Origin of the sequence: Bariatricus sp. HCP28S3_D3 (assembly GCF_052065755.1) — a bacterium.
Taxonomy (GTDB): Bacteria; Bacillota; Clostridia; order Lachnospirales; family Lachnospiraceae; genus Allocoprococcus.
Genome location: NZ_JBQHTK010000005.1, coordinates 100,641 through 125,096, shown reverse-complemented (window position 1 = coordinate 125,096; position 24,456 = coordinate 100,641). Strand labels below are relative to the sequence as shown.

General features: G+C 43.2%; 21 protein-coding genes, 1 pseudogene and 1 riboswitch. Of the genes and pseudogenes, 21 read left to right on the top strand and 1 reads right to left on the bottom strand.

Annotated elements, in window-relative coordinates; translation table 11 throughout:
* Positions 1-64 precede the first annotated feature (64 nt).
* From purF to ACTNB3_RS06090, 15 genes are all read left to right on the top strand, one after another.
* Positions 65-1,495, top strand: coding sequence for an amidophosphoribosyltransferase (gene purF, locus ACTNB3_RS06160; protein WP_427805771.1), 1,431 nt, complete (start codon positions 65-67; stop codon positions 1,493-1,495).
* 59 nt (positions 1,496-1,554) lie between these two features.
* Entirely contained in the window at positions 1,555-2,988 is a 1,434-nt protein-coding gene (gene purB / locus ACTNB3_RS06155) for an adenylosuccinate lyase (protein WP_427805770.1), read from the top strand.
* A 294-nt stretch (positions 2,989-3,282) separates the two neighbouring features.
* Positions 3,283-4,644: an alanine/glycine:cation symporter family protein gene (locus ACTNB3_RS06150; RefSeq protein ID WP_427820386.1), complete on the top strand. Its 1,362-nt coding sequence runs from the start codon at positions 3,283-3,285 to the stop codon at positions 4,642-4,644.
* A 171-nt stretch (positions 4,645-4,815) separates the two neighbouring features.
* A riboswitch (glycine riboswitch) is annotated at positions 4,816-4,939 on the top strand.
* Positions 4,940-5,143: 204 nt separating this feature from the next.
* Positions 5,144-5,530, top strand: coding sequence for a GrdX family protein (locus tag ACTNB3_RS06145; RefSeq protein ID WP_427805869.1), 387 nt, complete (start codon positions 5,144-5,146; stop codon positions 5,528-5,530).
* A gap of 76 nt (positions 5,531-5,606) precedes the next feature.
* The gene (locus tag ACTNB3_RS06140; protein WP_427805868.1) at positions 5,607-6,887 is read left to right on the top strand and encodes a glycine/sarcosine/betaine reductase component B subunit; all 1,281 of its coding nucleotides are present in this window, start codon (positions 5,607-5,609) and stop codon (positions 6,885-6,887) included.
* A gap of 19 nt (positions 6,888-6,906) precedes the next feature.
* Positions 6,907-8,220, top strand: coding sequence for a glycine reductase complex selenoprotein B (gene grdB / locus ACTNB3_RS06135; RefSeq protein WP_427805769.1), 1,314 nt, complete (start codon positions 6,907-6,909; stop codon positions 8,218-8,220).
* A gap of 147 nt (positions 8,221-8,367) precedes the next feature.
* On the top strand, positions 8,368-9,315 hold the full coding sequence (trxB, locus tag ACTNB3_RS06130; protein ID WP_427805768.1) for a thioredoxin-disulfide reductase: 948 nt from the start codon (positions 8,368-8,370) through the stop codon (positions 9,313-9,315).
* A 25-nt stretch (positions 9,316-9,340) separates the two neighbouring features.
* Positions 9,341-9,658 carry a thioredoxin TrxA gene (gene trxA / locus ACTNB3_RS06125; RefSeq protein ID WP_427805767.1) on the top strand — a complete coding sequence of 106 codons (318 nt, stop codon included), beginning with the start codon at positions 9,341-9,343 and terminating at the stop codon, positions 9,656-9,658.
* 151 nt (positions 9,659-9,809) lie between these two features.
* Entirely contained in the window at positions 9,810-10,283 is a 474-nt protein-coding gene (grdA, locus tag ACTNB3_RS06120; protein WP_427805766.1) for a glycine/sarcosine/betaine reductase complex selenoprotein A, read from the top strand.
* Positions 10,284-10,454: 171 nt separating this feature from the next.
* Positions 10,455-11,987 carry a glycine/sarcosine/betaine reductase complex component C subunit beta gene (gene grdC / locus ACTNB3_RS06115; RefSeq protein ID WP_427805765.1) on the top strand — a complete coding sequence of 511 codons (1,533 nt, stop codon included), beginning with the start codon at positions 10,455-10,457 and terminating at the stop codon, positions 11,985-11,987.
* A gap of 14 nt (positions 11,988-12,001) precedes the next feature.
* Entirely contained in the window at positions 12,002-13,156 is a 1,155-nt protein-coding gene (grdD, locus tag ACTNB3_RS06110) for a glycine/sarcosine/betaine reductase complex component C subunit alpha (protein ID WP_427805764.1), read from the top strand.
* A gap of 110 nt (positions 13,157-13,266) precedes the next feature.
* Positions 13,267-14,025, top strand: coding sequence for a threonine/serine ThrE exporter family protein (locus ACTNB3_RS06105; protein ID WP_427805763.1), 759 nt, complete (start codon positions 13,267-13,269; stop codon positions 14,023-14,025).
* Between the two features lie 15 nt (positions 14,026-14,040).
* Positions 14,041-14,547 carry a threonine/serine exporter family protein gene (locus ACTNB3_RS06100; RefSeq protein WP_441024787.1) on the top strand — a complete coding sequence of 169 codons (507 nt, stop codon included), beginning with the start codon at positions 14,041-14,043 and terminating at the stop codon, positions 14,545-14,547.
* Positions 14,548-14,620: 73 nt separating this feature from the next.
* Positions 14,621-16,078, top strand: coding sequence for a glutamate--tRNA ligase (gltX, locus tag ACTNB3_RS06095; RefSeq protein WP_427805761.1), 1,458 nt, complete (start codon positions 14,621-14,623; stop codon positions 16,076-16,078).
* A gap of 25 nt (positions 16,079-16,103) precedes the next feature.
* Positions 16,104-17,960: an ATP-dependent helicase gene (locus ACTNB3_RS06090; protein WP_441024786.1), complete on the top strand. Its 1,857-nt coding sequence runs from the start codon at positions 16,104-16,106 to the stop codon at positions 17,958-17,960.
* Positions 17,961-18,070: 110 nt separating this feature from the next.
* Here the strand turns inward: ACTNB3_RS06090 and ACTNB3_RS06085 are convergent, their stop codons facing one another.
* Positions 18,071-18,406: a DUF1292 domain-containing protein gene (locus ACTNB3_RS06085; protein WP_427805759.1), complete on the bottom strand. Its 336-nt coding sequence runs from the start codon at positions 18,404-18,406 to the stop codon at positions 18,071-18,073.
* 126 nt (positions 18,407-18,532) lie between these two features.
* Between ACTNB3_RS06085 and ACTNB3_RS06080 the strand changes: the two genes are divergently transcribed.
* The 6 genes and pseudogenes from ACTNB3_RS06080 to ACTNB3_RS06055 all read left to right on the top strand — a co-directional run.
* Complete coding sequence (locus tag ACTNB3_RS06080; RefSeq protein WP_441024785.1) at positions 18,533-19,519, top strand: sugar ABC transporter substrate-binding protein; 987 nt, start codon at positions 18,533-18,535, stop codon at positions 19,517-19,519.
* A 10-nt stretch (positions 19,520-19,529) separates the two neighbouring features.
* Positions 19,530-21,227 (top strand): alpha-amylase family glycosyl hydrolase, encoded by a 1,698-nt coding sequence (locus ACTNB3_RS06075; protein ID WP_427820347.1) that lies wholly within the window; start codon positions 19,530-19,532, stop codon positions 21,225-21,227.
* Between the two features lie 8 nt (positions 21,228-21,235).
* Positions 21,236-21,805, top strand: a complete 570-nt coding sequence (locus tag ACTNB3_RS06070) for a DUF5662 family protein (RefSeq protein ID WP_427805756.1) — start codon at positions 21,236-21,238, stop codon at positions 21,803-21,805.
* Positions 21,802-21,981 carry a DUF4250 domain-containing protein gene (locus ACTNB3_RS06065; RefSeq protein ID WP_427805755.1) on the top strand — a complete coding sequence of 60 codons (180 nt, stop codon included), beginning with the start codon at positions 21,802-21,804 and terminating at the stop codon, positions 21,979-21,981. Before ACTNB3_RS06070 ends, ACTNB3_RS06065 begins: the two co-directional genes overlap by 4 nt.
* Positions 21,982-22,004: 23 nt before the next feature.
* Positions 22,005-23,462: a tRNA (N6-isopentenyl adenosine(37)-C2)-methylthiotransferase MiaB gene (gene miaB / locus ACTNB3_RS06060; RefSeq protein ID WP_427805754.1), complete on the top strand. Its 1,458-nt coding sequence runs from the start codon at positions 22,005-22,007 to the stop codon at positions 23,460-23,462.
* Between the two features lie 514 nt (positions 23,463-23,976).
* Positions 23,977-24,378 (top strand): annotated as a pseudogene (locus ACTNB3_RS06055) (RNA polymerase sigma factor); the annotation flags it as partial.
* Positions 24,379-24,456 lie beyond the last annotated feature (78 nt).

The following is a 24,456-nucleotide window of genomic DNA, read 5'->3' as shown; positions in this document are numbered from 1 at the left end:
CTCTTTGTAATAAGAATTAATATGAGAAATTGACTACATTCAATTGAACAGGAGAGACAGACCAATGAGCAGACTTGAAAGAGTTGAGACAGGATTAGGCGAAGAGTGCGGTGTGTTTGGAGCTTACGATATGGATGGTGGAGATGTCGCGCCGTCGGTGTATTATGGGCTATTTGCTTTGCAGCACCGTGGACAGGAGAGCTGCGGTATTGCAGTGACCGATACGTATGGAAAGCGGAAAGTGCTCTTCAAAAAAGGGCTTGGGTTGGTCAATGAGGTTTTTGATGAAGAATGCCTGGAAGGCCTGAAGGGGAATCTTGGGGTAGGCCATGTAAGGTATTCTACGGCAGGCGGTACAAGAGCTGAGAATGCGCAGCCGCTTGTCATTAATTATGTGAAAGGAACTCTTGCAATCGCGCATAACGGGAATCTGACGAATGCGGTGGAACTCCGGCATGAACTGGAATATACGGGAGCTATTTTTCAGACAACGATCGATTCCGAAGTGATCGCATATCATATTGCAAGAGAACGTCTGAAGACACCGAATGCCGAGATGGCGGTGAAGAATGCCATGGGGAAGATTAAAGGTGCGTATGCGCTGGTGGTCTCCAGTCCCCGTAAGATGATCGGGGCAAGAGATCCGTTCGGATTCAAACCGCTTTGTATCGGAAAACGTGATAATACGTGGTTCCTTGCTTCAGAAAGCTGTGCACTGGCTGCTGTGGGGGCAGAGTTTGTGCGCGATGTAGAGCCGGGAGAAATCGTGAGCTTTACGAAAAATGGAGTTACTTCGGATAAGAGTATGGCGATCGCACCGGAGAAACAGGCGAGATGTATTTTTGAATACATCTATTTTGCAAGAATGGACAGCACGATCGATAATGTCAACGTTTACCATTCCCGTATCATTGCCGGGAAAGCGCTGGCTGAATCGTATCCGGTTGAGGCGGATCTTGTGGTAGGTGTTCCGGATTCGGGACTTGTTGCTGCAAAAGGGTATTCCGAACAGTCGGGAATTCCCTACGGAATGGCATTCCATAAAAACAGCTATGTGGGCAGAACGTTCATTAAACCGAAGCAGAGTCAGAGAGAATCCAGCGTTAAGATCAAGCTGAATGTAATTGAAGAAGTGGTGCGCGGAAAGCGGATCGTTATGGTGGATGATTCCATCGTGCGTGGGACAACCTGCGCAAATATTATCAAAATGCTGAAAAAAGCCGGCGCAAAGGAAGTACATGTGAGGATCAGTTCTCCGCCGTTTTTGTATCCGTGCTATTTTGGAACCGATGTGCCTTCGAATGAACAGCTGATCGCACATTCGCATACAACCGAGCAGATTCGTGAAATGATTGGGGCCGATTCACTTGGTTATATGGAAATTGCGAAATTGAAAGATATGGTAGGCGATCTGTCATACTGTGATGCCTGCTTTACCGGCAGCTATCCGATGGAAGTGCCGGGAAAAGATGTTTCACATGCGTTTGAAGAATAATTGATTTATTCCCGAATGCATTCAAATATGAAAAGTATATGATAAGAGAGGAAGAAACTATGGGATACGACAGATATCAAAGTCCGCTTTCCGAGCGGTATGCAAGTAAGGAGATGCAGTATATTTTTTCTCCGGATATGAAGTTCAGAACCTGGAGAAAGCTGTGGATCGCTCTGGCTGAGACAGAAAAAGAACTGGGACTTAATATTACGGACGAACAGATTGAAGAGCTGAAGAGCCACGCGGATGACATTAATTACGAAGTGGCCAAGGAAAGAGAAAAAATCGTGCGCCATGACGTTATGTCACATGTGTATGCATATGGACAGCAATGCCCGAAAGCAAAAGGAATCATTCATCTTGGAGCTACTTCCTGCTATGTCGGCGATAATACCGATATCATCATTATGTCAGAAGCTTTGAAGCTTGTGAAAAAGAAACTGGTAAATGTAATTGACGAGCTCTCCAGATTTGCGGATCAGTATAAGAGTCTGCCGACACTTGCATTTACTCATTTTCAGCCGGCGCAGCCGACCACGGTGGGAAAGAGAGCAACACTCTGGATGCAGGAATTCACCATGGATCTTGCTGATCTTGACTATGTTCTCGGAAGCCTGAAGCTTCTCGGATCAAAAGGAACGACCGGAACCCAGGCAAGTTTTCTGGAGCTGTTCGAGGGAGATCAGGAGAAGATCGATAAGATTGATCCGATGATCGCCCAGAAGATGGGATTCGAGGCATGCTATCCCGTATCCGGACAGACTTATTCCCGTAAAGTTGATACCCGGGTAATGAATGTCCTTGCCGGAATCGCAGCAAGTGCACATAAATTCTCCAATGACATCCGTCTCCTTCAGCATTTGAAAGAGGTAGAAGAGCCGTTTGAGAAGACACAGATCGGTTCTTCCGCAATGGCATACAAGAGAAATCCGATGAGAAGTGAACGAATCGCATCTTTGTCAAGATATGTGATGGTTGATGCACTGAATCCTGCGATTACTTCTGCCACACAATGGTTTGAAAGAACACTGGATGATTCTGCAAATAAACGTCTCAGCATTCCGGAAGGCTTCCTTGCGATCGACGGTATTCTGGATCTTTGCTTGAATGTTGTGGATGGACTGGTTGTATATCCGAAAGTTATTGAAAAACGTCTGATGTCTGAGCTCCCGTTTATGGCTACAGAGAATATCATGATGGATGCAGTAAAAGCCGGTGGAGACCGTCAGGAACTTCATGAAAGAATCCGTGAGCTTTCTATGGAAGCAGGGCGTAATGTGAAAGAAAAAGGACTGGACAACAATCTTCTGGAACTGATTGCGCAGGACGATGCGTTCAACCTGAGCCTTGAAGATCTTCAGAAGACCATGGATCCTTCTAAATATGTAGGACGTTCTCCTGAACAGGTGGATGCATTCCTGAAAAATGTAATTGCGCCTATTCTGGAAGAGAATAAAGAACTTCTTGGAGTCAAAGCCGAAATCAATGTATAGTGGTCAGATTGTTAAAAGTTTGGATATATTGACGAAAATTAAGAAATAGAAAAAATCTATAATAAAATCGTAATGTGCCAAACCGCGTAAAATGGGCGGTTTGGCATTTTTGTTGGATTATATGACAATTTTAACATTTTGTAAAAAGACAATATGCACAAAAATGATTGTTTTGAACAAAAAAACTTGAATAAATTAGACAAATACGATATTATAGATATAACAAATGATATTCATAAAAAATATCTATGAGACAAAAAAGGAGGGTATGTTGTGTACGAAGTATTTAACAGCATGGTTTTGAAAGTCAATGATTTATTGACTGGATCGGTTCTTCTGATTGCCCTTGTGGGAGCTGGTATCTGGTTCTCGTTCAAATTAGGGTTTATTCAGGTGAGAGGTTTTGGCGAAAGTATGAGGAGAACATTCGGAGGATTGTTTTCCAAAAAAGGTGATGCAGGCAAGGACGGTATGTCATCTTTTCAGGCTCTTGCAACCGCAATCGCAGCTCAGGTAGGTACAGGTAATATCGCCGGTGCCGCAACTGCAATCGCAGTTGGTGGTCCTGGAGCGATCTTCTGGATGTGGATCAGTGCATTCCTCGGAATGGCAACGATTTTCGGTGAGGCTTGCATGGCTCAGAAGTATAAACAGGTCGGAGAAGACGGAACAGTTACAGGTGGTCCTGTTTATTACATCCGTGCAGCATTTAAGGGAACGTTCGGAAAAGTATTTGCAGCTATATTTGCAGTCCTGATCATCTTGGCGCTTGGCTTTATGGGAAATGCAGTTCAGGCGAACTCCATTGCAGCATCATGGAACACCGCTTTCGGAATTCCAAAGATTGTTATGGGTGTTATCATTGCAATCGCTTCTCTGTTCGTATTTACAGGTGGTATGAAACGTATTGCGAAAGTTACAGAGACGATCGTTCCGATTATGGCAGCGTTCTATATTATCGGTTCTCTGATTGTTATTTTTGCTAACTTTACAGCAATTCCTGGAGCATTCAAGGACATCGTAGTTGGCGCTTTCAATCCTTCAGCAGTTGCCGGTGGTGCACTTGGTGCAACGATCAAACTTGCAATCACAAAAGGTGTTGCCAGAGGTCTTTTCTCTAACGAAGCTGGTATGGGTTCTACCCCGCACGCTCACGCTGTTGCGAAAGTAAATCATCCGGTTGAACAGGGATTCGTAGCTATGGCAGGTGTATTTATTGATACATTCGTAATCCTGAACCTGACAGCACTCGTTATTATCACAACCGGTTCCAGAGCAACCGGAAAGACCGGTGCTGAACTTAGCCAGTATGCTTTCTCTACATTATACGGTAAGTTTGGTGAAATCTTTATTGCAATCTGTATGTTGTTCTTCGCATTCTCTACCATTATCGGATGGTATTTCTTCGGAGAAGCAAATATCAGATACCTGTTTGGCGGAAAAGCAGTTAAGATTTATTCAGTACTTGTTTGTGTATGCGTAGTATTTGGTTCTCTTCAGGAAGTGGAACTCGTTTGGAATATGGCAGACTGCTTCAACAGTTTGATGGTTCTTCCTAACATTATAGCTCTATTGGCATTGACGGGAACAATTAAGGAAGTATATAACGATTACTATCATAATTTCCTGCCAAAGCAAAAGAAGACAAGCAAATAATTCCAATATGTAACGGAATATATTTATTGAAAAAATCTATAATAAAAAGTGTAAAAATCTATAAAAGAGACTAGCATTTTAATTTTAGATGTGTTATACTGACTTTGTTAAAAAGAGTATCGTTAATATATGAACGATATCAAGTTTAATGCAGTTAACTGAATAGTAGGCAGATATTTCCTGTGAGAGAATTGCGTACATAACAGCAGTCGCCGAAGATGCAAACCGGATGTCGGATAATGTAAGCTGATCTTGACAAGGTGAAACTTTCAGGCAAAAGGAACAGGAAAGGTACTACACTCTGAATCCAGGCAGTTTGTGGATAGAAGCAGGAAACAGAAGGACGACAAAGCAGTAAAATGTTTGTGTCGTCCTTTTTTAAAAGCATTTTGTCCGGGTGCTGTAAACAGAACCGTTCGCTGTGTACCGTCAGGTACGGCTCCGACAGTGATGATTCGGAAACTGATTAATCAACATTTATTACTGAAAGGTGAAGACAATGAACGACGGATTTCTAATTATTACGAACAACACTCTGGTAAAGGAAAAACTTGGTGAGAATTACCATGTTGAATATGAGGATCTTTCCTATGAAGATACTTTGAGAAAAGTTCGTGACAGAGTGTATCTCGGACATAAGCTCCTTACACATCCTCTTTCGGGAAGTGTAAAACCGAACGAGACACCATACAAATCAGTGATGATTTCTATGAAACCCGGTGAATTAGATATGCGATCTATGGAAATCATAGAGAATGCAATCCATGCATGCGGCAAATTCCAATTCAAGTCGGACAAGTACAAACCGGAAGTGTATGATGATTTCAGATTGATTGACTGCACGCTGCTGGAAAGCGCGTTACCGTCCGCTGAATGCTGGACATAAACAAAGGCTATAGAAGTACGAAAGTACTTTTGGGGCATATAGTAAACAAATTTTTTAAAGGAGGGAATTTACAGTGATAAGATTAGAAATGGGTCACATTTTCATCAAGGACATTCAGTTCGCAGCTGAGTCCAAAATTGAAGACGGAGTTCTTTATGTATCCGAAGAAGCTGTAAAAGAAATCGTTCTCGAAGACGAGAAGATCAAAAGCGTAAAATTTGATATTGCCAGACCGGGCGAAAGCGTACGTATTACGCCGGTTAAAGACGTTATCGAACCACGTGTTAAGGTTGAAGGAAGAGGAGGAGTCTTCCCGGGTGTTATCGCGAAGGTTGATACAGTAGGAAGTGGTAAGACATATGCACTGAAAGGCATGGCTGTTGTTACAGCTGGTAAGATCGTTGGTTTCCAGGAAGGTATCATCGATATGACAGGCCCGGGTGCTGATTACACACCATTCTCTAAACTGAACAACTTTGTAGTTGTATGTGAACCTGTTGAAGGAATCAAACAGCATGACTATGAAAAAGCTGTTCGTCTTGCAGGATTCAGAGTAGCTGTTTACCTTGGTGAACTTGCTCGTGAACTTACACCGGATGAGACAAAAGTTTATGAAACATACGGCGTGATGGAAGGAAAAGAAAAATTCCCGAACCTGCCGAGAGTAGCTTATGTTCAGATGTTACAGAGCCAGGGACTTCTTCATGACACCTATGTATACGGTGTTGACGCAAAGAAGACACTCTCTACAATCATGAATCCGACAGAAGTTATGGACGGAGCTATTGTATCTGGTAACTGTGTATCTGCATGTGATAAGAACCCAACTTATGTACATGAGAACAACCCGGTAGTTCATGACTTGTTCGAACAGCACGGAAAAACTATCAACTTTGTATGCCAGATCCTTACAAACGAAAACGTATACCTTGCTGACAAGATGCGTTCTTCTGACTGGACAGCTAAGATGTGCCGTTTCCTCGATCTGGATGCAGTTATCGTATCTCAGGAAGGTTTCGGTAACCCGGATACTGACCTTATTATGAACACCAAGAAGATCGAAGCTGAAGGCGTTAAGACTGTAATCATCACTGATGAATATGCAGGACGTGATGGAAAATCTCAGTCACTTGCTGATGCTGATCCAGCTGCAGATGCAGTAGTAACCGGCGGAAATGCTAACCAGGTTATCGTACTTCCGAAGCTTGACAAAGTAATCGGAACTCTGGATTATGTAAACACAATCGCTGGTGGTAACGAACATTCACTTCGTGAAGACGGAACAATCGAAGTTGAAATTCAGGCTATCACAGGCGCTACAAACGAAACAGGTTTCAACTACTTAAGCGCACGATAGGAAGGGAGGACGTAAAACAATGAGTAAACTTAGAGTTGTACATTATATCAATCAGTTCTTCGCTAATATCGGTGGAGAAGAAAAAGCTGATTACCCGGCTGAACTTCGTGTTGGCGAAGTAGTAGGACCAGGTATGGCACTTGCACAGAAATTTGGAGAGGAAGCAGAAATCGTTGCTACGATCGTTTGCGGTGACTCTTACTTCAATGAAAATCTTGAAAAAGCAAAAGCTGATATCCTTGGATGGGTTAAAGAACAGGCTCCGGATGTATTCGTAGCTGGACCAGCTTTCAACGCTGGACGTTACGGTGTAGCCTGCGGTACCATCGCAGATGCAGTTCAGGAAGAACTTGGAATTCCTGCAGTGACCGGTATGTATGTTGAGAACCCGGGCGCTGATATGTTCAAAAACAAAGTATATATGGTTTCTACAAAGAACAGCGCAGCTGGTATGAGAGATGCGGTTGGCAAACTTGCTCCACTCGCTCTGAAACTTGCTAAAGGCGAGCCAATCGGTGCTTCCTGCGAAGAAGGCTATATGCCGAACGGAATCCGTGTAAACTTCTTCGAGAAGAAACGTGGATCTCAGAGAGCAGTTGAAATGCTTCTTAAGAAACTTGCTGGAAAACCGTACGAAACAGAGTATCCGATGCCGACATTCGACAGAGTTGCTCCGAACCCGGCTGTTAAAGATCTCAGCAAAGCTACAATCGCTCTGTGTACATCAGGCGGTATCGTACCGAAGGGAAATCCGGACCATATCGAAAGTTCAAATGCTTCTCACTATGGCGAATACGATATCACAGGTGTTATGGATCTGACAGAAGAGACATACGAGACAGCTCATGGCGGATACGATCCGGTATACGCTAATGAAGATGCTGACCGTGTACTTCCTGTTGACGTACTCCGCGAACTTGAAAAAGAAGGCGTTATCGGAAAATTACACAACAAGTTCTACACAACAGTTGGTAATGGTACTGCAGTTGCTTCTGCTAAAGCTTTCGCTGACGAATATGCTCAGAAACTGATCGCTGACGGCGTAGATGCAGTTATCATGACCTCTACTTGAGGTACCTGTACACGTTGCGGTGCAACGATGGTAAAAGCTATTGAAGCAGCAGGACTTCCGGTAGTTCATATGTGTACTGTAACTCCAATCTCTATGACAGTTGGAGCTAACAGAATCGTTCCTACAATTGCTATTCCTCATCCACTTGGAAATCCGGCTCTGGATAAAGATGAAGAATATGCACTTCGTAAAGACCTTGTTATGAAAGCATTAAATGCTTTGACAACAGAAGTTGAAGATCAGACAATCTTTGACAAATAAGCATAATTGTTAAGAAAAAATATTTGCAAAATACTAGTATGATTTAAAATTGTGTGGTATAATGTAAATAGATGGGATGTAATCGCGATAACTTAGTTATTGTGACGAATCGGATAATCTTAAAAATATGTGAAGGAGAAATGCGTTATGAGTAAAATTTATGACGTAATTGTCCTGGGTGCAGGACCGGCAGGCTTAGCTGCCGGTCTGTACGCAGGAAGAAGCCGTCTTTCTACATTAGTAGTAGAAAAAGGCAAAGATGGCGGACAGATCGCTATTACAGATGATATCGAAAACTATCCTGGACAGATCGTTGAAGGTGAGAGCGGACCGTCTCTTATCGCCAGAATGACACAGCAGTGTGAGAAATTCGGTGTTGAGCGTGTGTCAGATGTCATCAATGCGGTTGAGCTTGAAGGCGACGTTAAGAAGCTGAAAAGCGCAAAAGGTGAGTACTGTGGAAAGACAGTAATCATCGCAACAGGAGCTTTTGCAAGACCGATCGGATGCAAAGGCGAGAAAGAATTCATGGGCAAGGGCGTTTCTTACTGCGCTACCTGTGACGCAAACTTCTTTGAAGATTTTGAAGTATTCGTAGTTGGCGGCGGCGATTCAGCTGTTGAAGAAGCTATGTATCTTACAAAATTTGCAAGAAAAGTTACGATCATTCACAGACGTGATGAACTTCGTGCAGCTAAGTCCATTCAGGAGAAAGCATTTAAGAACGAAAAACTTCACTTTATGTGGGATTCCGTTGTAGAAGAAGTCGGCGGTGAAGGCATTCTTTCATGGATGAAAGTTAAGAATGTTAAGACTGGTGAAGTTACCACGATTGAAGCAGATGAAGAAGACGGAATGTTTGGTGTATTCGGATTTATCGGAACTCTGCCAAGCACAAAGATCTTCGAAGGAACTCCTCTTCAGCTTGATGAAAGAGGATATATTCCGACAGACGTTGATATGCATACAAATATTCCTGGTGTATTCGCAGCAGGTGATGTACGCGTAAAGAGCCTTCGTCAGGTTGTTACTGCAGCTGCTGACGGAGCAATCGCAGCTACTCAGTGCGAAAAATATCTTAACGAACATGAATAATTAGACTTCGAGGAGGAACAGATCAATGTTAGAAGTAGATAAAAATACATTTAAAACAGAAGTACTTGAAGCAGAAGGCTACGTTTTTGTAGATTTCTTCGGTGATGGATGTGTACCTTGCCAGGCTCTTATGCCGTTCGTACATGAAATGGCAGACAAATATGGCGATAAGCTGAAATTCACATCTCTGAATACTACAAAAGCTCGTCGTCTTGCTATCGGACAGCAGATCTTAGGACTTCCGGTAATGGCTATCTACAAAGATGGACAGAAAATAGAAGAAGTTGTTAAAGAAGATGCTACTCAGGAAAGCATCGAAGCAATGATCAAAAAATATATCTAATTTTTTGAACGCCGGATTTGATCGGCAAAATGACCGGGAATAACCGGTAAACAAGCGAAAATGCGTACAAAGCCATCGGGCTTTTACGGAAATGCAATTGGCTTGCATTTCATTAATAAAAAATAAAATGAAGGGAAGGAGGAAAAACATCATGGCAATTTTAGAAGGTAAAAAAGTTGTAATTATTGGTGACCGTGATGGTGTTCCAGGACCGGCTATCGCTGAATGCGTTAAGACAGCCGGAGGAGAAGTTGTTTTTTCTTCAACAGAATGTTTCGTCTGAACAAGCGCAGGCGCAATGGATCTTGAAAATCAGAAGAGGGTAAAAGAATTCGCTGAAGAATACGGCCCGGAAAACGTAGTCGTAATCGTAGGTGCTGCTGAAGGTGAAGCTGCAGGTCTTGCAGCTGAGACTGTAACAGCAGGTGACCCGACTTTTGCAGGTCCATTGACAGGAGTCCAGCTTGGACTTACGACATATCACGTATGTGAACCAGAATTGAAGGAAGAATTTGACCCAGCAGTTTACGATGAACAGGTAGGTATGATGGAAATGGTACTTGATGTTGATGATATCGTAAGCGAAATGTCAGCTATCCGTGACGAATACTGTAAGTATTTATAAGAAGAATCTTTGACGGCGTCTTAGATTTCAAAAAGCGGTGAGGTAAATACTTACCTCATCGCTTTTGCTTTACAGAGTCTATCCTTGAATTCATTTAATTTGAGGAAATATAGTCAGATAAATGGCGGGGGCATATTTATCTGATATCTTTAAGAAAGGTGGACACTTGCGATGAACAGTGTAATTAAAGGAGCCAGCTATGTTCTGGCACATACTCCGCAGATGGTAGTATACAACGGAACAACTCAGACAACAGAGCGGGTTGTGAATCCAGAATCAGAATACTTAAAAGAATTAGAAAGTCATCTTCGTTCTTATGAAGAATGCGTAAACTACTGGCCGAACCAGGTATATATCGGAAATGCACATCCGGATGAACTGGCTCAGGTAGAGTTCCCTTATTATGATAAAGTTAAAGAAGGCGCTGAAAGATATGGAAAATACGGCGAGATCATGCCGGAAGAAGAATTCATTCTTTTAGCTCAGACCTGCGATATGTTCGAAGTTGTTAAACTTGACAAAGAGTTTGTTGCAGCTCACAAAGAAGCTTTCGCAGCTGATCCGATTATCACGGAAGATATTGTTGCTAAAGTTGAAGAAGGTGTTGAACTTTCTGAAATTGAACAGTTTGTTAACGAAGAGCATGCTGAAGGTATTTACCATGCCGGAAAGCTTGTTGGATGCGTTAAGAGAGCACATGATATCGATGTAAACCTTTCTGCACATGTTATGCATGAAAATATCATGAGCAAAGCTACCAGCGTTCTTGCATTATTATATGGTGTAAGAAATGCAGGTATCGAAAAGACAGATATTGAATACGTTATCGACTGTGCTGAGGAAGCATGTGGTGATATGAACCAGAGAGGTGGCGGTAACTTCGCTAAGGCGGCAGCTGAAGTTGCGGGTCTTATGAATGCTACCGGATCTGACTCTCGTGGATTCTGTGCAGGACCTTCTCATGCACTGATTGAAGCAGCAGCTCTTGTTAAGTCTGGAGCATACAAATGCGTAGCTGTTACAGCTGGCGGATGTACTGCTAAACTTGGTATGAACGGTAAAGACCATGTTAAGAAAGGCCTTCCGATCCTGGAAGACTGCCTTGGCGGATTCTGTGTAATCATTGCTGAAAACGATGGTGTGAACCCGGAAATCAACCTTGATATCCTTGGACGTCATACAGTAGGAACAGGAAGTGCTCCGCAGAACGTTATCGGAAGCCTTGTAGCTGATCCTCTGGAAAGAGCTGGAATGAAGATTACTGATATTGATAAATTCTCTCCGGAAATGCAGAACCCGGATATCACAAAACCGGCTGGAGCAGGAGATGTACCGCTTGCTAACTACAAGATGATCGGTGCACTTGCTGTTAAGCGTGGTGACCTTGACAAGAAACAGCTTGCAAGCTTTGCAACCGAGCACGGACTTACAGGATGGGCTCCGACACAGGGACATATTCCTTCAGGTGTGCCGTACATCGGATTTGCAAGAGAAGATATTCTTGCAGGCAAGATCAAGAATGCAATGATTATCGGAAAAGGAAGCTTGTTCCTTGGACGTATGACCAACCTGTTTGACGGTGTTTCTTTTGTAATCCAGGCTAATACCGGAGCAGAAGACAACAGCGGAGTTTCTGAAGAAGAAGTTAAAGGATTAATCGCTAAAGCTATGAAAGACTTTGCTGCATCAATGCTGGCAGAATAGAGAGGTGGACGATTATGGCAAGTGGAATTGAAAAAATGATCGCCGAGACCTTCATGAGCATGGCAGAAGGACTGGAGACCGGAAGCTTCGGAAAACGTCCGAAAATTGCTCTGACCGGTATGGGCAGCGAGCATGGAGAAGAAAACTCTATGGCAGCTGCAATTGAGGCGGCAAAAGACGGAATCGATGTATACTACATCGGTACGTTAGAAGCAGAGGGTGTTACGACCGTTAAAGTGGCTAACGACGAAGAAGGCCATGATAAGATGGAAGAAATGCTCAAAAATAAAGAAATTGACGCTGCTGTAACGATGCACTTCCCATTCCCGATCGGTGTTTCTACCGTTGGACGCTGTGTAACACCTGCAAAGGCGAAAGAGATGTTTGTTGCTAACACAACAGGTACATCCAGCACAGACCGTATTGAAGGAATGATCAAGAATGCGATCTACGGAATCATCGCAGCGAAAGCATGCGGTAAAAAGAATCCGACAGTTGGTATTCTGAATGTTGACGGTGCACGTCAGACAGAAAAAGCTTTGAAACAGCTGAAAGAAAACGGATATGATATCACATTTGCTGAATCTACCCGTGCAGACGGCGGATGCGTTATGAGAGGAAACGATGTTCTTCAGGCAGCTCCGGACATCATGGTAACAGATTCCCTGACCGGTAACATCCTTGTTAAGATGCTTTCATCCTTCATGACAGGCGGAAGCTTCGAAGCAACCGGATTTGGTTATGGACCTGGTATCGGAGAAGGATATGAACAGCTCGTTATGATCGTATCCCGTGCATCTGGCGCTCCGGTTATTGCAAATGCAATCCGTTACGCAGCACAGCTCGTAAGAGGAAAAGTATTTGAAGTAGCAAAAGCTGAATTTGCAGCAGCTAAGAAAGCTGGTCTGAAGGAAATTCTGGATGCTCACAAGGCAGCACAGAAACCTGCAGCTGCAGAAGAAGAAGTAAAAGAGCCGCCGAAGGAAATCGTAACAGCACAGATTCCTGGAATCGAAGTTATGGATCTTGAAGATGCGGTGAAAGCACTCTGGAAGATCAACATCTACGCAGAGAGCGGAATGGGATGTACAGGCCCGATCATCCGTGTGTCTGATGCAAATCTTGCGAAAGCAGAAGAAGAGCTGAAGAAGGCAGGATATATCAATTAGTTGATTAATTGATGGAAATAACGTATAATATTGGGAGACGTAGCGTTTTTGCTGCGTCTCCTTTCGTAGTTTTTAGATCAGCTGGGTAATTGGGGAGACAGGAGTGTAGTATGGATTTACAGTTGCTAATCAAAACAGCGATGTCTGCAGGTGAGTTGATGCTCTGCAGCGGAGCTGAGACTTACCGGGTGGAAGATACCATGTACCATATTTTAAAGACAGCAGATAATCTGGAAATGTCAGAAGTACTGGTCGTGATGACAGGAATCACAGCTTCTGTGAAGGTGAAGGGTGAGAAAGTTGTGACGCTTGTGAAGCGTGTGGAAAGCCGTGAAAATAATCTGAGCCGTGTGGTTTCGGTTAATGATATTTCGAGACGTTACTGTGGTGGAGAATTGTCCTTGCAGGCGGCATATGAGGAGCTGAATTCACTGAAAAAGAAAGAATATCGCCGTTTTTCCTATAGTATTGCAACGGTTGCTGTTTGTGTGGGATTCTCCCTTTTCTTTGGAGGAGGAATCTGGGAGGTTGTGTCATCGCTGATTGTAGGCGCATTTCTCGCATTTTGTATCGAAGCAGTGCGTGATCTTAAGGTCCATGCTTTTATAGAAGACGTATTTTCGTCTATGGGCATTGCAATGGCAAGTGCAGTTATGAAAATCATGCTTGGCGGCAGAATGGATATTGATATTGTAATCATCTCTTGTATCATGCCGCTTGTTCCGGGAATGGCAATCACAAATGCAGCGAGAGATACACTTAGAGGCGATTATCTTTCAGGCATTGCCCGAATGCTGGAAGCATTCATCAAGGCGGCAGGAATTGCTATCGGTATTGGTATCGGTCTGGCAATTATGGGGAGTTATTAGAAGGAGGAGACAGTTATGAATCGAGAGATGTTTAGAATAATGATTCAGGTTTCCGGAGCATTTCTGGCAATCTACGGTTTTGCCGTACTGCTTGATACTCCAAAAAAGTATTTGTTTCATGCAGGGGGTGTTGGTGCGGCAGGAGGATTGGTGTATCTGATCTGCATTCAGAATGGATTGGATGTTGTTTTTTCATCTTTTATCTCTGCACTTGTAGTGGCAGTGATATCCCATATTTTTGCACGTATATTTAAGACTCCGGTTACTCTGTTTCTGATTGCAGGATTTTTGCCGACTGTACCGGGAGCCGGCATGTACCGGATCGTCCATTATATACTGGAAGGAAATGAGAAAATGACTGGGTACTATCTGATTCAGACGCTTCAGATTGCGGGGGTTTTTGCGCTGGCAATCTTTATTATAGATACTGTTTTTTATTCGTTCCAGAAGGGTGAATGGAAGCAGAATTCCATGAAATACATTCGAAAAGAAGAGGGAAGTAACGATGCCCACTTGAAGTAAAAATCGGAATGTGGTAGTATATTTTGGGACATTTAAAGATAGAAAAGATTAAGATAAAGAGAGGGAACCGATTATGAGTAAAGTTAGAACAAGATTTGCGCCGAGTCCTACCGGACGTATGCATGTTGGAAATCTTAGAACCGCATTGTATGCATATCTGATTGCAAAGCATGAGAATGGCGATTTTATGCTTCGTATTGAGGATACAGACCAGGAACGATTTGTGGAAGGTGCACTGGATATTATTTACCGTACGCTGGAGAAAACTGGGCTTGTTCATGATGAAGGCCCGGACAAAGACGGCGGATATGGACCGTATGTTCAGAGCGAGCGTAATGCGTCCGGCATTTATTTGAAATATGCTAAACAGCTCATCGAACAGGGAGATGCTTATTATTGTTTTTGCGACAAAGAACGTTTGGAATCTTTGAAAACTTCTGTTTCTTCTGAAGGTACTGAAATTGTAAACTATGATAAACATTGCCTGCATCTCAGTAAGGAAGAGATTGAGGAAAATCTTGCATCAGGAAAGCCTTATGTTATTCGTATTAATATGCCGACAGAAGGTACAACGACATTCCATGATGAGATTTATGGAGATATCACCGTTCCGAATGCCGAGCTGGATGACATGATTCTGATTAAATCAGACGGATATCCGACTTATAATTTTGCTAATGTCATTGACGATCATCTGATGGGAATCACACATGTCGTGCGAGGTAATGAATATTTATCGTCTGCACCGAAATACAATCGTCTTTATGAGGCGTTCGGATGGGAAGTTCCGATTTATGTACATTGTCCGCTTATCACAGATGAAAACCATAAGAAGCTTAGCAAGAGATGTGGACACTCTTCTTATGAAGATCTGTTAGATCAGGGATATGTGAGTGAGGCAATCGTCAATTATGTTGCACTGCTTGGATGGTGTCCACAGGATAACCGGGAGATTTTCTCTCTTCCTGAGCTGGTGGAGGCATTTGATTATCATCATATGAGTAAATCGCCGGCTGTTTTTGATACAACTAAGCTGAAATGGATGAATGGTGAATACCTGAAAGCTATGGATTTCGATACCTTTTATGAGATGGCTGAACCATATATCAGAAAAGTTATTACAAAAGATTATGATCTGAAGAAGATTGCTGCACTTGTTAAGAGTAGAATTGAGATCTTCCCGGATATCGCAGAGCAGATTGATTTCTTCGAAGAACTTCCGGAATATGATACGGCTATGTATTGTCACAAGAAGATGAAAACGAATGAAGAGACTTCTCTTGAGGTATTGAAAGAACTGCTTCCGCGTCTGGAAGCATGGGACGATTACAGTAATGATGCGCTGTACGGTCTTCTGAAGGATTATGTGGCAGAAAAAGGTTGTAAGAACGGCTATGTAATGTGGCCTGTCAGAACGGCGGTTTCCGGTAAACAGAACACACCGGGCGGAGCGACCGAACTGATGGAGATACTTGGAAGAGAAGAATCCTGTGCCAGAATCAGAAAAGCAATTGAAATGCTGAGTAAATAATTAATATAATAAGGGGTTTTGGTGAATGCTGAACAAAGGACAAGAAGAGGCGGTACATCACCTGGAGGGGCCATGTATGGTGATTGCACCGCCGGGGTCAGGTAAGACACTGACCATAACCAGAAGAATCCGGTATTTGATTGAAGAGGCCGGAATCGATCCCGGTCAGATACTTGTGATTACATTTACACGGCTTGCTGCGCGTGAAATGAGAGAACGATTTACTTCTTTGACCGAAGGAAAGCATTATCCGGTCACGTTCGGAACTTTCCACAGTGTTTTTTATGGGATACTGAAATGTGCTTATGGCATCAACGGTTCGAATCTGCTTGCCGAGCAGGAAGGACTTGAGATCCTGAAACAGGCAATGGATGAACTGAAACTTGAATCACTCCAAGGACCGGAAGACGATGAAGAACTGACACATGAATTGATGCAGGAAATCGGAATCGTGAAGAACAGCCTTCTCCATTTGAAGGACTTTCACAGTCAACATTTGAATCAGGAAGAATTTACGCTTTTGTTCCGCCAGTATGAAAAAAAGAAAAAAGAACGAAAGAAATTTGATTTTGACGATATGCTGGTTCAGTGCTATGCATTGTTTCAGAAACGTCCGGACATTTTAAAAGCGTGGCAGGAACGTTTCCGATATATTCTGATCGATGAGTTTCAGGACATCAACCGGGTGCAGTATGAGGTGATTCGGATGATTGCGGCTCCTGAATACAATTTGTTTGTTGTAGGGGATGATGACCAATCTATCTATGGATTCCGTGGGGCAAAGCCTGAACTTATGCTTTACATGAAGCAGGAATTTCCAAATATCAGGCAGATTCCGCTTACAACAAATTACCGTTCTACCGAGTTTATCGTAGGTGCCGCATCGCGGGTGATCCTGCATAATGAGTCGAGATTCTATAAAAGGGTCCAGTCATCGAAAGGAAAAGGAGAAAGTGTCCATGTTCAGGAAGTGCTGGATGAGAATGAAGAAAGCAGATATGTGGCAGGTGAGATTCAGAAACATCTGGATCTTGGTGAGAAGCCGGGAGAGATTGCAGTACTTTTCCGTGCCGGAATTCAGGCGCGGATGCTGACGGAGATCCTGAATGAATACCGGATCCCGTTTGAGATGAAAGAACATATTCCTAATTTTTATGATCATTTCATTGTCCGGGATATGATCGCTTATATGCAGCTTGCGGCCGGGAATCGGGAAAGACGTTGGTTTTTGATGATTGCAAACAGGCCAGTGCGATATCTTGCCAGAAACAGTATGGATGGTGCCAGAGTGGAATTTGAAGATCTGCGAAGATTTTATCTGGATAAAGAATGGATGCAGGACATCATTGACCAGTTTGAGGTTGATATCAAAATGCTGGAGAACATGACGCCTTATTCGGCGATCCAGTATATCAGGAAGCGTATCGGTTACGATACATTTCTGAAAGAATATGCGAAAGAACATCAAGTTCCCTGGAATACTCTGCTTGAAGTCATGACCGAACTGGAAGAACGATGCAAGCCCTATCGTACCTTTCAGGATTGGATGTGTCATATTGATACATACACCGCTGATCTGGAAGAGCAGGAGAAAGCTCGTAGAAATCGACAGTCGGCAGATCCTGAAAAGGTACAGTTAATGACGATGCATTCCTCGAAAGGTCTGGAATTTACGACTGTATTTCTGATTCATGCCAATGAGGGAGAAGTGCCTTATCAGAAGGCGGTGACACCAGAACAGATGGAAGAAGAACGACGTATGTTCTATGTTGCAATGACAAGAGCAAAGGAGCATCTTACAATTTCTTATATAACAGAGAAAAATGGGAATCCAGTCAAAGCTTCCCGGTTTGTAGAAGAGCTTCTGGGAAGACATGTTTGACAACACGATGTTCACCGGATATTTATCTCTTTAAAAATGCAGTTTTCTATAGAGCAGGAAAGAGCCTGGCATGCCAGACTCTTTCATTTAATGGATTGAAACAGACGGTTCTAGTCATCAATACCAAACTCTTCGAATTGCTGCTCGTCCAGCCATTCATCGAATGCATCCGCAGCAAGTTCGTATTCATCATCATCTTCGATGTTTTCGAGATCATGATTGTTTCCACCGGTCGTATCCCTGATGAAACGATAAATCCATACATCGCCGTCTTCGTTCTCCCCGTTCTCGTCTAATGGAAGAAGTACAATGTATTCTTTTGAATTAACCTCAAATGTAGTAATGATGGAGCATTCAATCTCCTCGTCGTCGTCAAGAGTAATCGTGACTACCTGTGTTTCAAGAAGATCGTTATCTTCATTTCCGCCTTCATGATTATGTCCCATAATTCGGCTTCTCCTTTCATATGATACTTCCACTCTAACAGACTATGCAAGGATTTGCAAGGGGAAAAACTATTGACATTGACGATAAAAAAGTTACAATAAAAGAAAGGTTTAGGGAGGTTTGGTATGTATAAGAGAAAAATAGCACTGTTTCTTACATTTCTTATGTGTTGTATGATGGTTACAGGTTGTAAGAAAAATGTGGGGACCAGTGAGGATAATGCAATAAAGCTGGAAGAAGATCAGGAGGAAACGGTGTCTTATACCTTTGGGTTCAGTTGTATCACAATGGAGAATCCTTATTTTATTACACTGGAGCAGTCGCTTCGTGAGTATGTGGAGAATGAAGGGTGCACGATGATTACGATGGATCCGGAGCTGAATGTGAATACGCAGATTCAACAGATCGATGAGATGATAGAGCAGGGAATCGATGCCATTTTTCTGTGCCCGGTCGAATGGGAAGAAATCACACCGGCGCTGGAACATCTGAAAGAAGCGGATGTCAAAATCATTAATATCGACTCAGAAGTAAAGGAAATGGATTATGTAGATGCTTTTATAGGATCCAACAACTATAATGCAGGTTATATTTGTGGAGAAAATCTGATTAAGCAATGTCCGGAAGGAGGAAAGGTTGCGATCCTGGAAAGTCCGACTCAGAATTCGGTCAATGAGCGCATTACCGGATTTGAGGAAGCGATTATGGATAAAGGCTTTGAAGTGGTTGCTCGCATGGATACGCAGGGGGATCTCAATCTGGCGAGAGAAGCGGCGAACCAGATCTTTGCTGAGCATAAGGACATCACGGCGGTCATGTGCGGAAATGATCAGATCGCACTTGGTGCGCTGGTGGCAGCTCATACGGAAGCATTGCATGATATCATGATTTATGGTGTTGACGGTTCACCCGATCTCAAAAAAGAGCTTTTGAAACCGGGGAGCTTAATTCGGGGGACAAGTGGTCAATCCCCTATTAATATAGGAAAAGATGCCGCAAAAACAGCATTTGCCATTTTAAATGGGGAAAAATATGAAGAGGCGATTTATGAAGATGTCTTTTTTATTGATGCAGATAATGTAGAAATGTATGGTGCTGACGGATGGCAGTAAAGAGGAGAAGATGATGATAAAAGTAACAACAGGTTATCCATTGCCGCAGGGCTGTACAGTGCGCGGCGAAAATGTGAATTTTTCGGTATGTGTTCCTTCTGGAAAAAAATGTGAGCTCCTTCTTTATAAAAAGGGGAAGAAGGTTCCGGAGCAGATATTTGACATGCAGGAAACGGGTTCTTCCGGGCTGATTCGCTGTATTGCGCTTCGTATACCAAGAGCTGAAGCTTATGAATATAATTACAGAGTTGACGGAGAAATCGTAATTGACAGTTATGCAAGAGCTTTTGCGGGACGTAAAGTCTGGGGTGAAGCCAGAAATATAGAACAGCATGAAGTCCGTGCCCGGATCATTGATACGGAATTTCCGTGGGAGGATGATAAAAGGCCTCATCTGGCACAAAATGAAGTGATTGCATACAGCCTTCATGTTCGTGGCTTTACCAAACACAGTTCTTCAAAGGTGCGATATAAGGGAACTTTTGCAGGTGTTCTGGAGAAATTGCCATATTTAAAGGATCTTGGAGTGAATCAGATTCATGTAATGCCAATATATGATTTTGAGGAGAATAAATCCTACCTGAATTATTGGGGATACGGAGAAGGGTATTATTTCGCTCCTAAGAGCTCCTATGCTGCCAAAGAGGAAGTTACAGAACTGAAGAATCTGATTAAAACTCTTCATTCGGAGAATATGGAGTTGATCCTTGAAATGCCTTTTACGGGAGATACTCCGAAAATGATGATTCTGGGATGTCTTCGTTTCTGGGTGATGGAATATCATATTGATGGGTTTATTCTCAATCCATGTATTATAGACAGAGAGTCTCTGATCAACGATCCTGTTCTCTATGGTACCAAGATCATGAAGAAAATGGATGATTTCCAGAATACCATGCGCCGCTTCCTGAAAGGAGACGAGGGTATGGTTCCGGGGGTCATGTGGTGGCTGAGACATCAGTCAGAAGAGGAAGAGACCTTTAATTATATCACCGGACAGACAGGTTTCACTCTGAATGATCTGGTTTCTTATGATCAAAAACATAATGAAGAAAACGGAGAGGAGAATCAGGACGGACCGGATTATAATTTTAGTTGGAACTGTGGCGTAGAGGGGCCGACCCGCAAACGCTCTGTCGTGGAATTGCGAAGAAAGCAGATCTATAATGCATTTTTCCTCCTGCTCCTTGCACAGGGAACACCTTGTATTCTTGCAGGTGATGAATTCGCGAACAGCCAGAAGGGAAATAATAATGTCTATTGCCAGGACAATCCGGTTTCCTGGCTTGACTGGAGCAAACTTCAAAAAGAAGAGAAGTTGCATCAGTTTGTAAAAGATCTGATCGCTTTCCGCAAGGCACATAAGGTGCTGCATCCGGAACATGAAATGATGGGAATTGACAGTACCAGCTGCGGAATTCCGGATATCTCTTATCACAGTGAAAACGCATGGCAGACATCCTCCGAGGTTTCAAGTAGACAGATCGGTGTATTCTATCACGGCAGCGACGAGGAGGAAAGCTGCTATGTTGCATATAATATGCACTGGGTTTCGCATCTTTTTGCGCTTCCGGCACTTCCAAAGGGTAAACACTGGTATCTTGCAGCTTCTACGGATGATGGAGTATTGAAAGAACCGGTACTCATTGAAGAAGCAAAGTGTGTGGAAGTAGAGGAACGTACCATCAAAGTATTCATTGTGAAGTAGGAGGAAATATGAAAGCCTGGCAGCATTTTTGCACCATTACAAATCATAAAATTCTGGTTATGAAGAATTGTTTCCGGGTAGGATTGTACCGTCAGGGGCTTTTGCATGATATGTCCAAATATATGCCGTCTGAGTTCCTTGTGGGATGCAGATACTATCAGGGAACCAGAAGCCCGAACAATGCGGAGCGTGAAATAACCGGTTGTTCGACGGCCTGGCTACATCATAAAGGACGCAATAAGCATCATTATGAATACTGGATCGACTATGGATTAGAACAACCGGGACTAACCGGTATGAAGATGCCGAAAAAATATGTGATTGAGATGTTTATGGATCGGATTGCGGCATCGAAAGTATATATGAAAGAGAATTATACGGATTCTTCTCCCCTTCAGTATTATGACAATGGGATTGCCGGACAGCTTATTCATGAAGATACTCGGGCACTGCTGGAAGAACTGCTGCATATGCTTGCCGAGAAGGGAGAAAGGGAGACATTTGCCTATATTAAAAATACGGTGCTGAAGACGCACGATTATGAAAATATGGGGAAGAACAGGAGGAGTAGGAGATGATATCATTGCCAAATGATCCGATGATCCTGCTGAGTGTGATCAACATGAAACTGAGAGACTCATATTCCGGGCTGGATGAGCTGTGTGAGGATATGGAAGTGGATCGGGAAATGATTGAAAAGAAACTGGAACAGATCGACTATCGCTATGATGAGGAAACGAATCAGTTCATATAACAGGATTATGGAAGGATAATAACATGTTTGATATAAATTTTGATGAAATTGATTTGACAAAGCAGCCGCCGGTAGAAGAGCCGCAGCGTCAATACTATTTTATGGCCAAAGCAAGGCATTATGTGCAGGAAAAGAGCAGGGAACTGGGGAGAGATCTCACGTTCTGCGTGACCACTTTTGGTTGTCAGATGAATGCCAGAGATTCCGAGAAGCTGGTCGGCGTGCTGGAACAGATCGGGTATGTGGAGGAGCCGGACGAGGAGAAGGCTGATTTCGTCATCTTTAATACCTGTACTGTCCGCGAGAACGCAAACACAAGGGTGTATGGACGTCTGGGGCAGTTAAACCGTGTAAAGAAGCAGAAACCGTACATGTTTATCGGACTTTGCGGATGCATGATGCAGGAGCCGGAAGTGGTCGAGAAGATCAAGAAAAGCTATCGTTTTGTGGATCTGATTTTCGGGACTCATAATATTTACAAGTTCGCGGAATTAATCGTGACGCGTTTTGAATCAGAACGAATGGTGATCGATCTCTGGAAGGATACAGATAAGATCGTAGAAGATCTGCCGAGTGAGAGAAAGTTTTCTTTTAAATCAGGCGTTAATATCATGTTCGGCTGCAATAATTTCTGCAGCTACTGTATCGTACCGTATGTGCGCGGACGCGAGAGAAGCCGGAATCCCAAAGACATTATCCGCGAAATCGAGTCGCTGGTCGCGGACGGAGTTGTGGAAGTCATGCTCCTTGGACAGAATGTTAATTCGTACGGAAAGACACTGGATGAGCCGATGAGCTTCGCCCAGCTTCTGGAAGAAATTGAGAAAATTGATGGCCTGGAAAGGATCCGTTTTATGACATCACATCCGAAAGACCTTTCCGATGAATTGATCGCAGTGATGGCAAAATCAAAGAAGATCTGTCGTCATCTGCATTTGCCGATCCAGTCAGGAAGCAGCCGGATCCTTCAGAAGATGAACCGCCGCTATACCAAAGAACACTATCTCGAACTGGTAGATAAGATCCGCGCCGCAGTTCCGGATATCTCACTTACGACCGATATTATTGTAGGATTCCCGGGAGAGACAGAAGAAGATTTCCAGGAAACACTTGACGTAGTCAGAAAAGTACGTTACGACAGCGCCTTTACATTCATCTATTCCAAACGTACAGGCACACCGGCAGCGGCGATGGAAGAACAGATACCGGAAGATGTAGTAAAAGACCGATTTGACCGACTCTTGAAAGAAGTACAGGAAATCTCCGCGGAAGTATGTTCTGTACATGAAGGAACGGTTCAGGAAGTACTTGTCGAAAGCGTGAACGATCACGATCCAAGTCTTGTTACCGGGCGACTTAGCAATAACCTGCTGGTGCATTTCCCTGGGGATAAAGAGTTGATTGGGAAAATCGTACCGGTTCATCTGGATGAGGCGAAGGGATTCTATTATTTGGGGACGGTTCTTTTGCCACGACCATAGCCCCTTGGCTTTTGTAAGCGGAAAAAAAGAAATATTCTAAGAGAATTGGAAAGCAGTCTTTACAGAAGAATGAAAGAATCTGAAAAGGCTGCTTTTTTCATAGCACTCTTTTGACAATTTGCCAAATTCTGCCTTTTCCAATCATATGTAATACGATACGGACAGGTCGATCAGACCAAAGGGCGATGGTCGGGACAAAAGAACCGTCCCTACTAACATTTTTACATTTTGCAGGACTATATATATGAAAGTATTGATCAATCACTTTGGAGAGAAAAATGAAGAAACAAGATTTGCTGAGAATAATTGACAATGAACTGCTTGAGGAACTGTTTGGATTCTGTTACACGAGAACGAAGGACAGTTATGAGGATGAGGAGCTATGTTCGGATATTGTTTTTGCGCTGATCAAGGCTGCCTGTTCAAATGGTGAAATTGAAAATCTTTATCCATTTATATGGAAAGTTGCGCGAAATGTATATGCTGATTTTCGGATAGGCGAAGAAAACATACGGATATGTTTTACGAGGATGATTCTGAAACGGTACTTCCGTTTATTGCCGATGAAGAGGATAACGATCAAAGTGAAGAACTGCTTGATGCGGTGTATCGTCAGATTGCGTTTCTGACGAAGGCATACCGGGAGGTTATGATTCTGTTTTATCTTGATGGTTTATCAACCGCGGAAATTGCCGTCAGGCAGAATATTAGTGAGACGGCGGTTCGTCAAAGATTATTTTCGGCGAGAAAAAGAATTAAAAGCGAGGTAAAAGAAATGACAGAGACTTATCCGAAACCGGTGGTGCTTGACAGAATCAATTACGTGATCTGGGGGGAGGGAAATCCATGCGGGAATGATCCCAGAACGGTTTGCACAAGGCGGTTTTCGAAGCATGTAGTGTACATGTGCTACTAACATAAAGACAATGAGGAACAGTATCTTACATTTCCGTATTTAAACCGGAAAATCGATCAGAATCTGGTACTCTGGCAG

Coding starts and splice junctions, on each gene's coding strand:
- trxA (WP_427805767.1), top strand. CDS start 9,341: ATGTTAGAAGTAGATAAAAATACATTTAAAACAGAAGTACTTGAAGCA.
- ACTNB3_RS06085 (WP_427805759.1), bottom strand. CDS start 18,406: ATGGGACATAATCATGAAGGCGGAAATGAAGATAACGATCTTCTTGAA.
- ACTNB3_RS06105 (WP_427805763.1), top strand. CDS start 13,267: ATGGATTTACAGTTGCTAATCAAAACAGCGATGTCTGCAGGTGAGTTG.
- ACTNB3_RS06145 (WP_427805869.1), top strand. CDS start 5,144: ATGAACGACGGATTTCTAATTATTACGAACAACACTCTGGTAAAGGAA.
- ACTNB3_RS06090 (WP_441024786.1), top strand. CDS start 16,104: ATGCTGAACAAAGGACAAGAAGAGGCGGTACATCACCTGGAGGGGCCA.
- purF (WP_427805771.1), top strand. CDS start 65: ATGAGCAGACTTGAAAGAGTTGAGACAGGATTAGGCGAAGAGTGCGGT.
- grdC (WP_427805765.1), top strand. CDS start 10,455: ATGAACAGTGTAATTAAAGGAGCCAGCTATGTTCTGGCACATACTCCG.
- gltX (WP_427805761.1), top strand. CDS start 14,621: ATGAGTAAAGTTAGAACAAGATTTGCGCCGAGTCCTACCGGACGTATG.
- ACTNB3_RS06075 (WP_427820347.1), top strand. CDS start 19,530: ATGATGATAAAAGTAACAACAGGTTATCCATTGCCGCAGGGCTGTACA.
- miaB (WP_427805754.1), top strand. CDS start 22,005: ATGTTTGATATAAATTTTGATGAAATTGATTTGACAAAGCAGCCGCCG.
- ACTNB3_RS06150 (WP_427820386.1), top strand. CDS start 3,283: ATGGTTTTGAAAGTCAATGATTTATTGACTGGATCGGTTCTTCTGATT.
- trxB (WP_427805768.1), top strand. CDS start 8,368: ATGAGTAAAATTTATGACGTAATTGTCCTGGGTGCAGGACCGGCAGGC.
- grdD (WP_427805764.1), top strand. CDS start 12,002: ATGGCAAGTGGAATTGAAAAAATGATCGCCGAGACCTTCATGAGCATG.
- purB (WP_427805770.1), top strand. CDS start 1,555: ATGGGATACGACAGATATCAAAGTCCGCTTTCCGAGCGGTATGCAAGT.
- ACTNB3_RS06100 (WP_441024787.1), top strand. CDS start 14,041: ATGAATCGAGAGATGTTTAGAATAATGATTCAGGTTTCCGGAGCATTT.
- ACTNB3_RS06070 (WP_427805756.1), top strand. CDS start 21,236: ATGAAAGCCTGGCAGCATTTTTGCACCATTACAAATCATAAAATTCTG.
- ACTNB3_RS06080 (WP_441024785.1), top strand. CDS start 18,533: ATGTATAAGAGAAAAATAGCACTGTTTCTTACATTTCTTATGTGTTGT.
- ACTNB3_RS06065 (WP_427805755.1), top strand. CDS start 21,802: ATGATATCATTGCCAAATGATCCGATGATCCTGCTGAGTGTGATCAAC.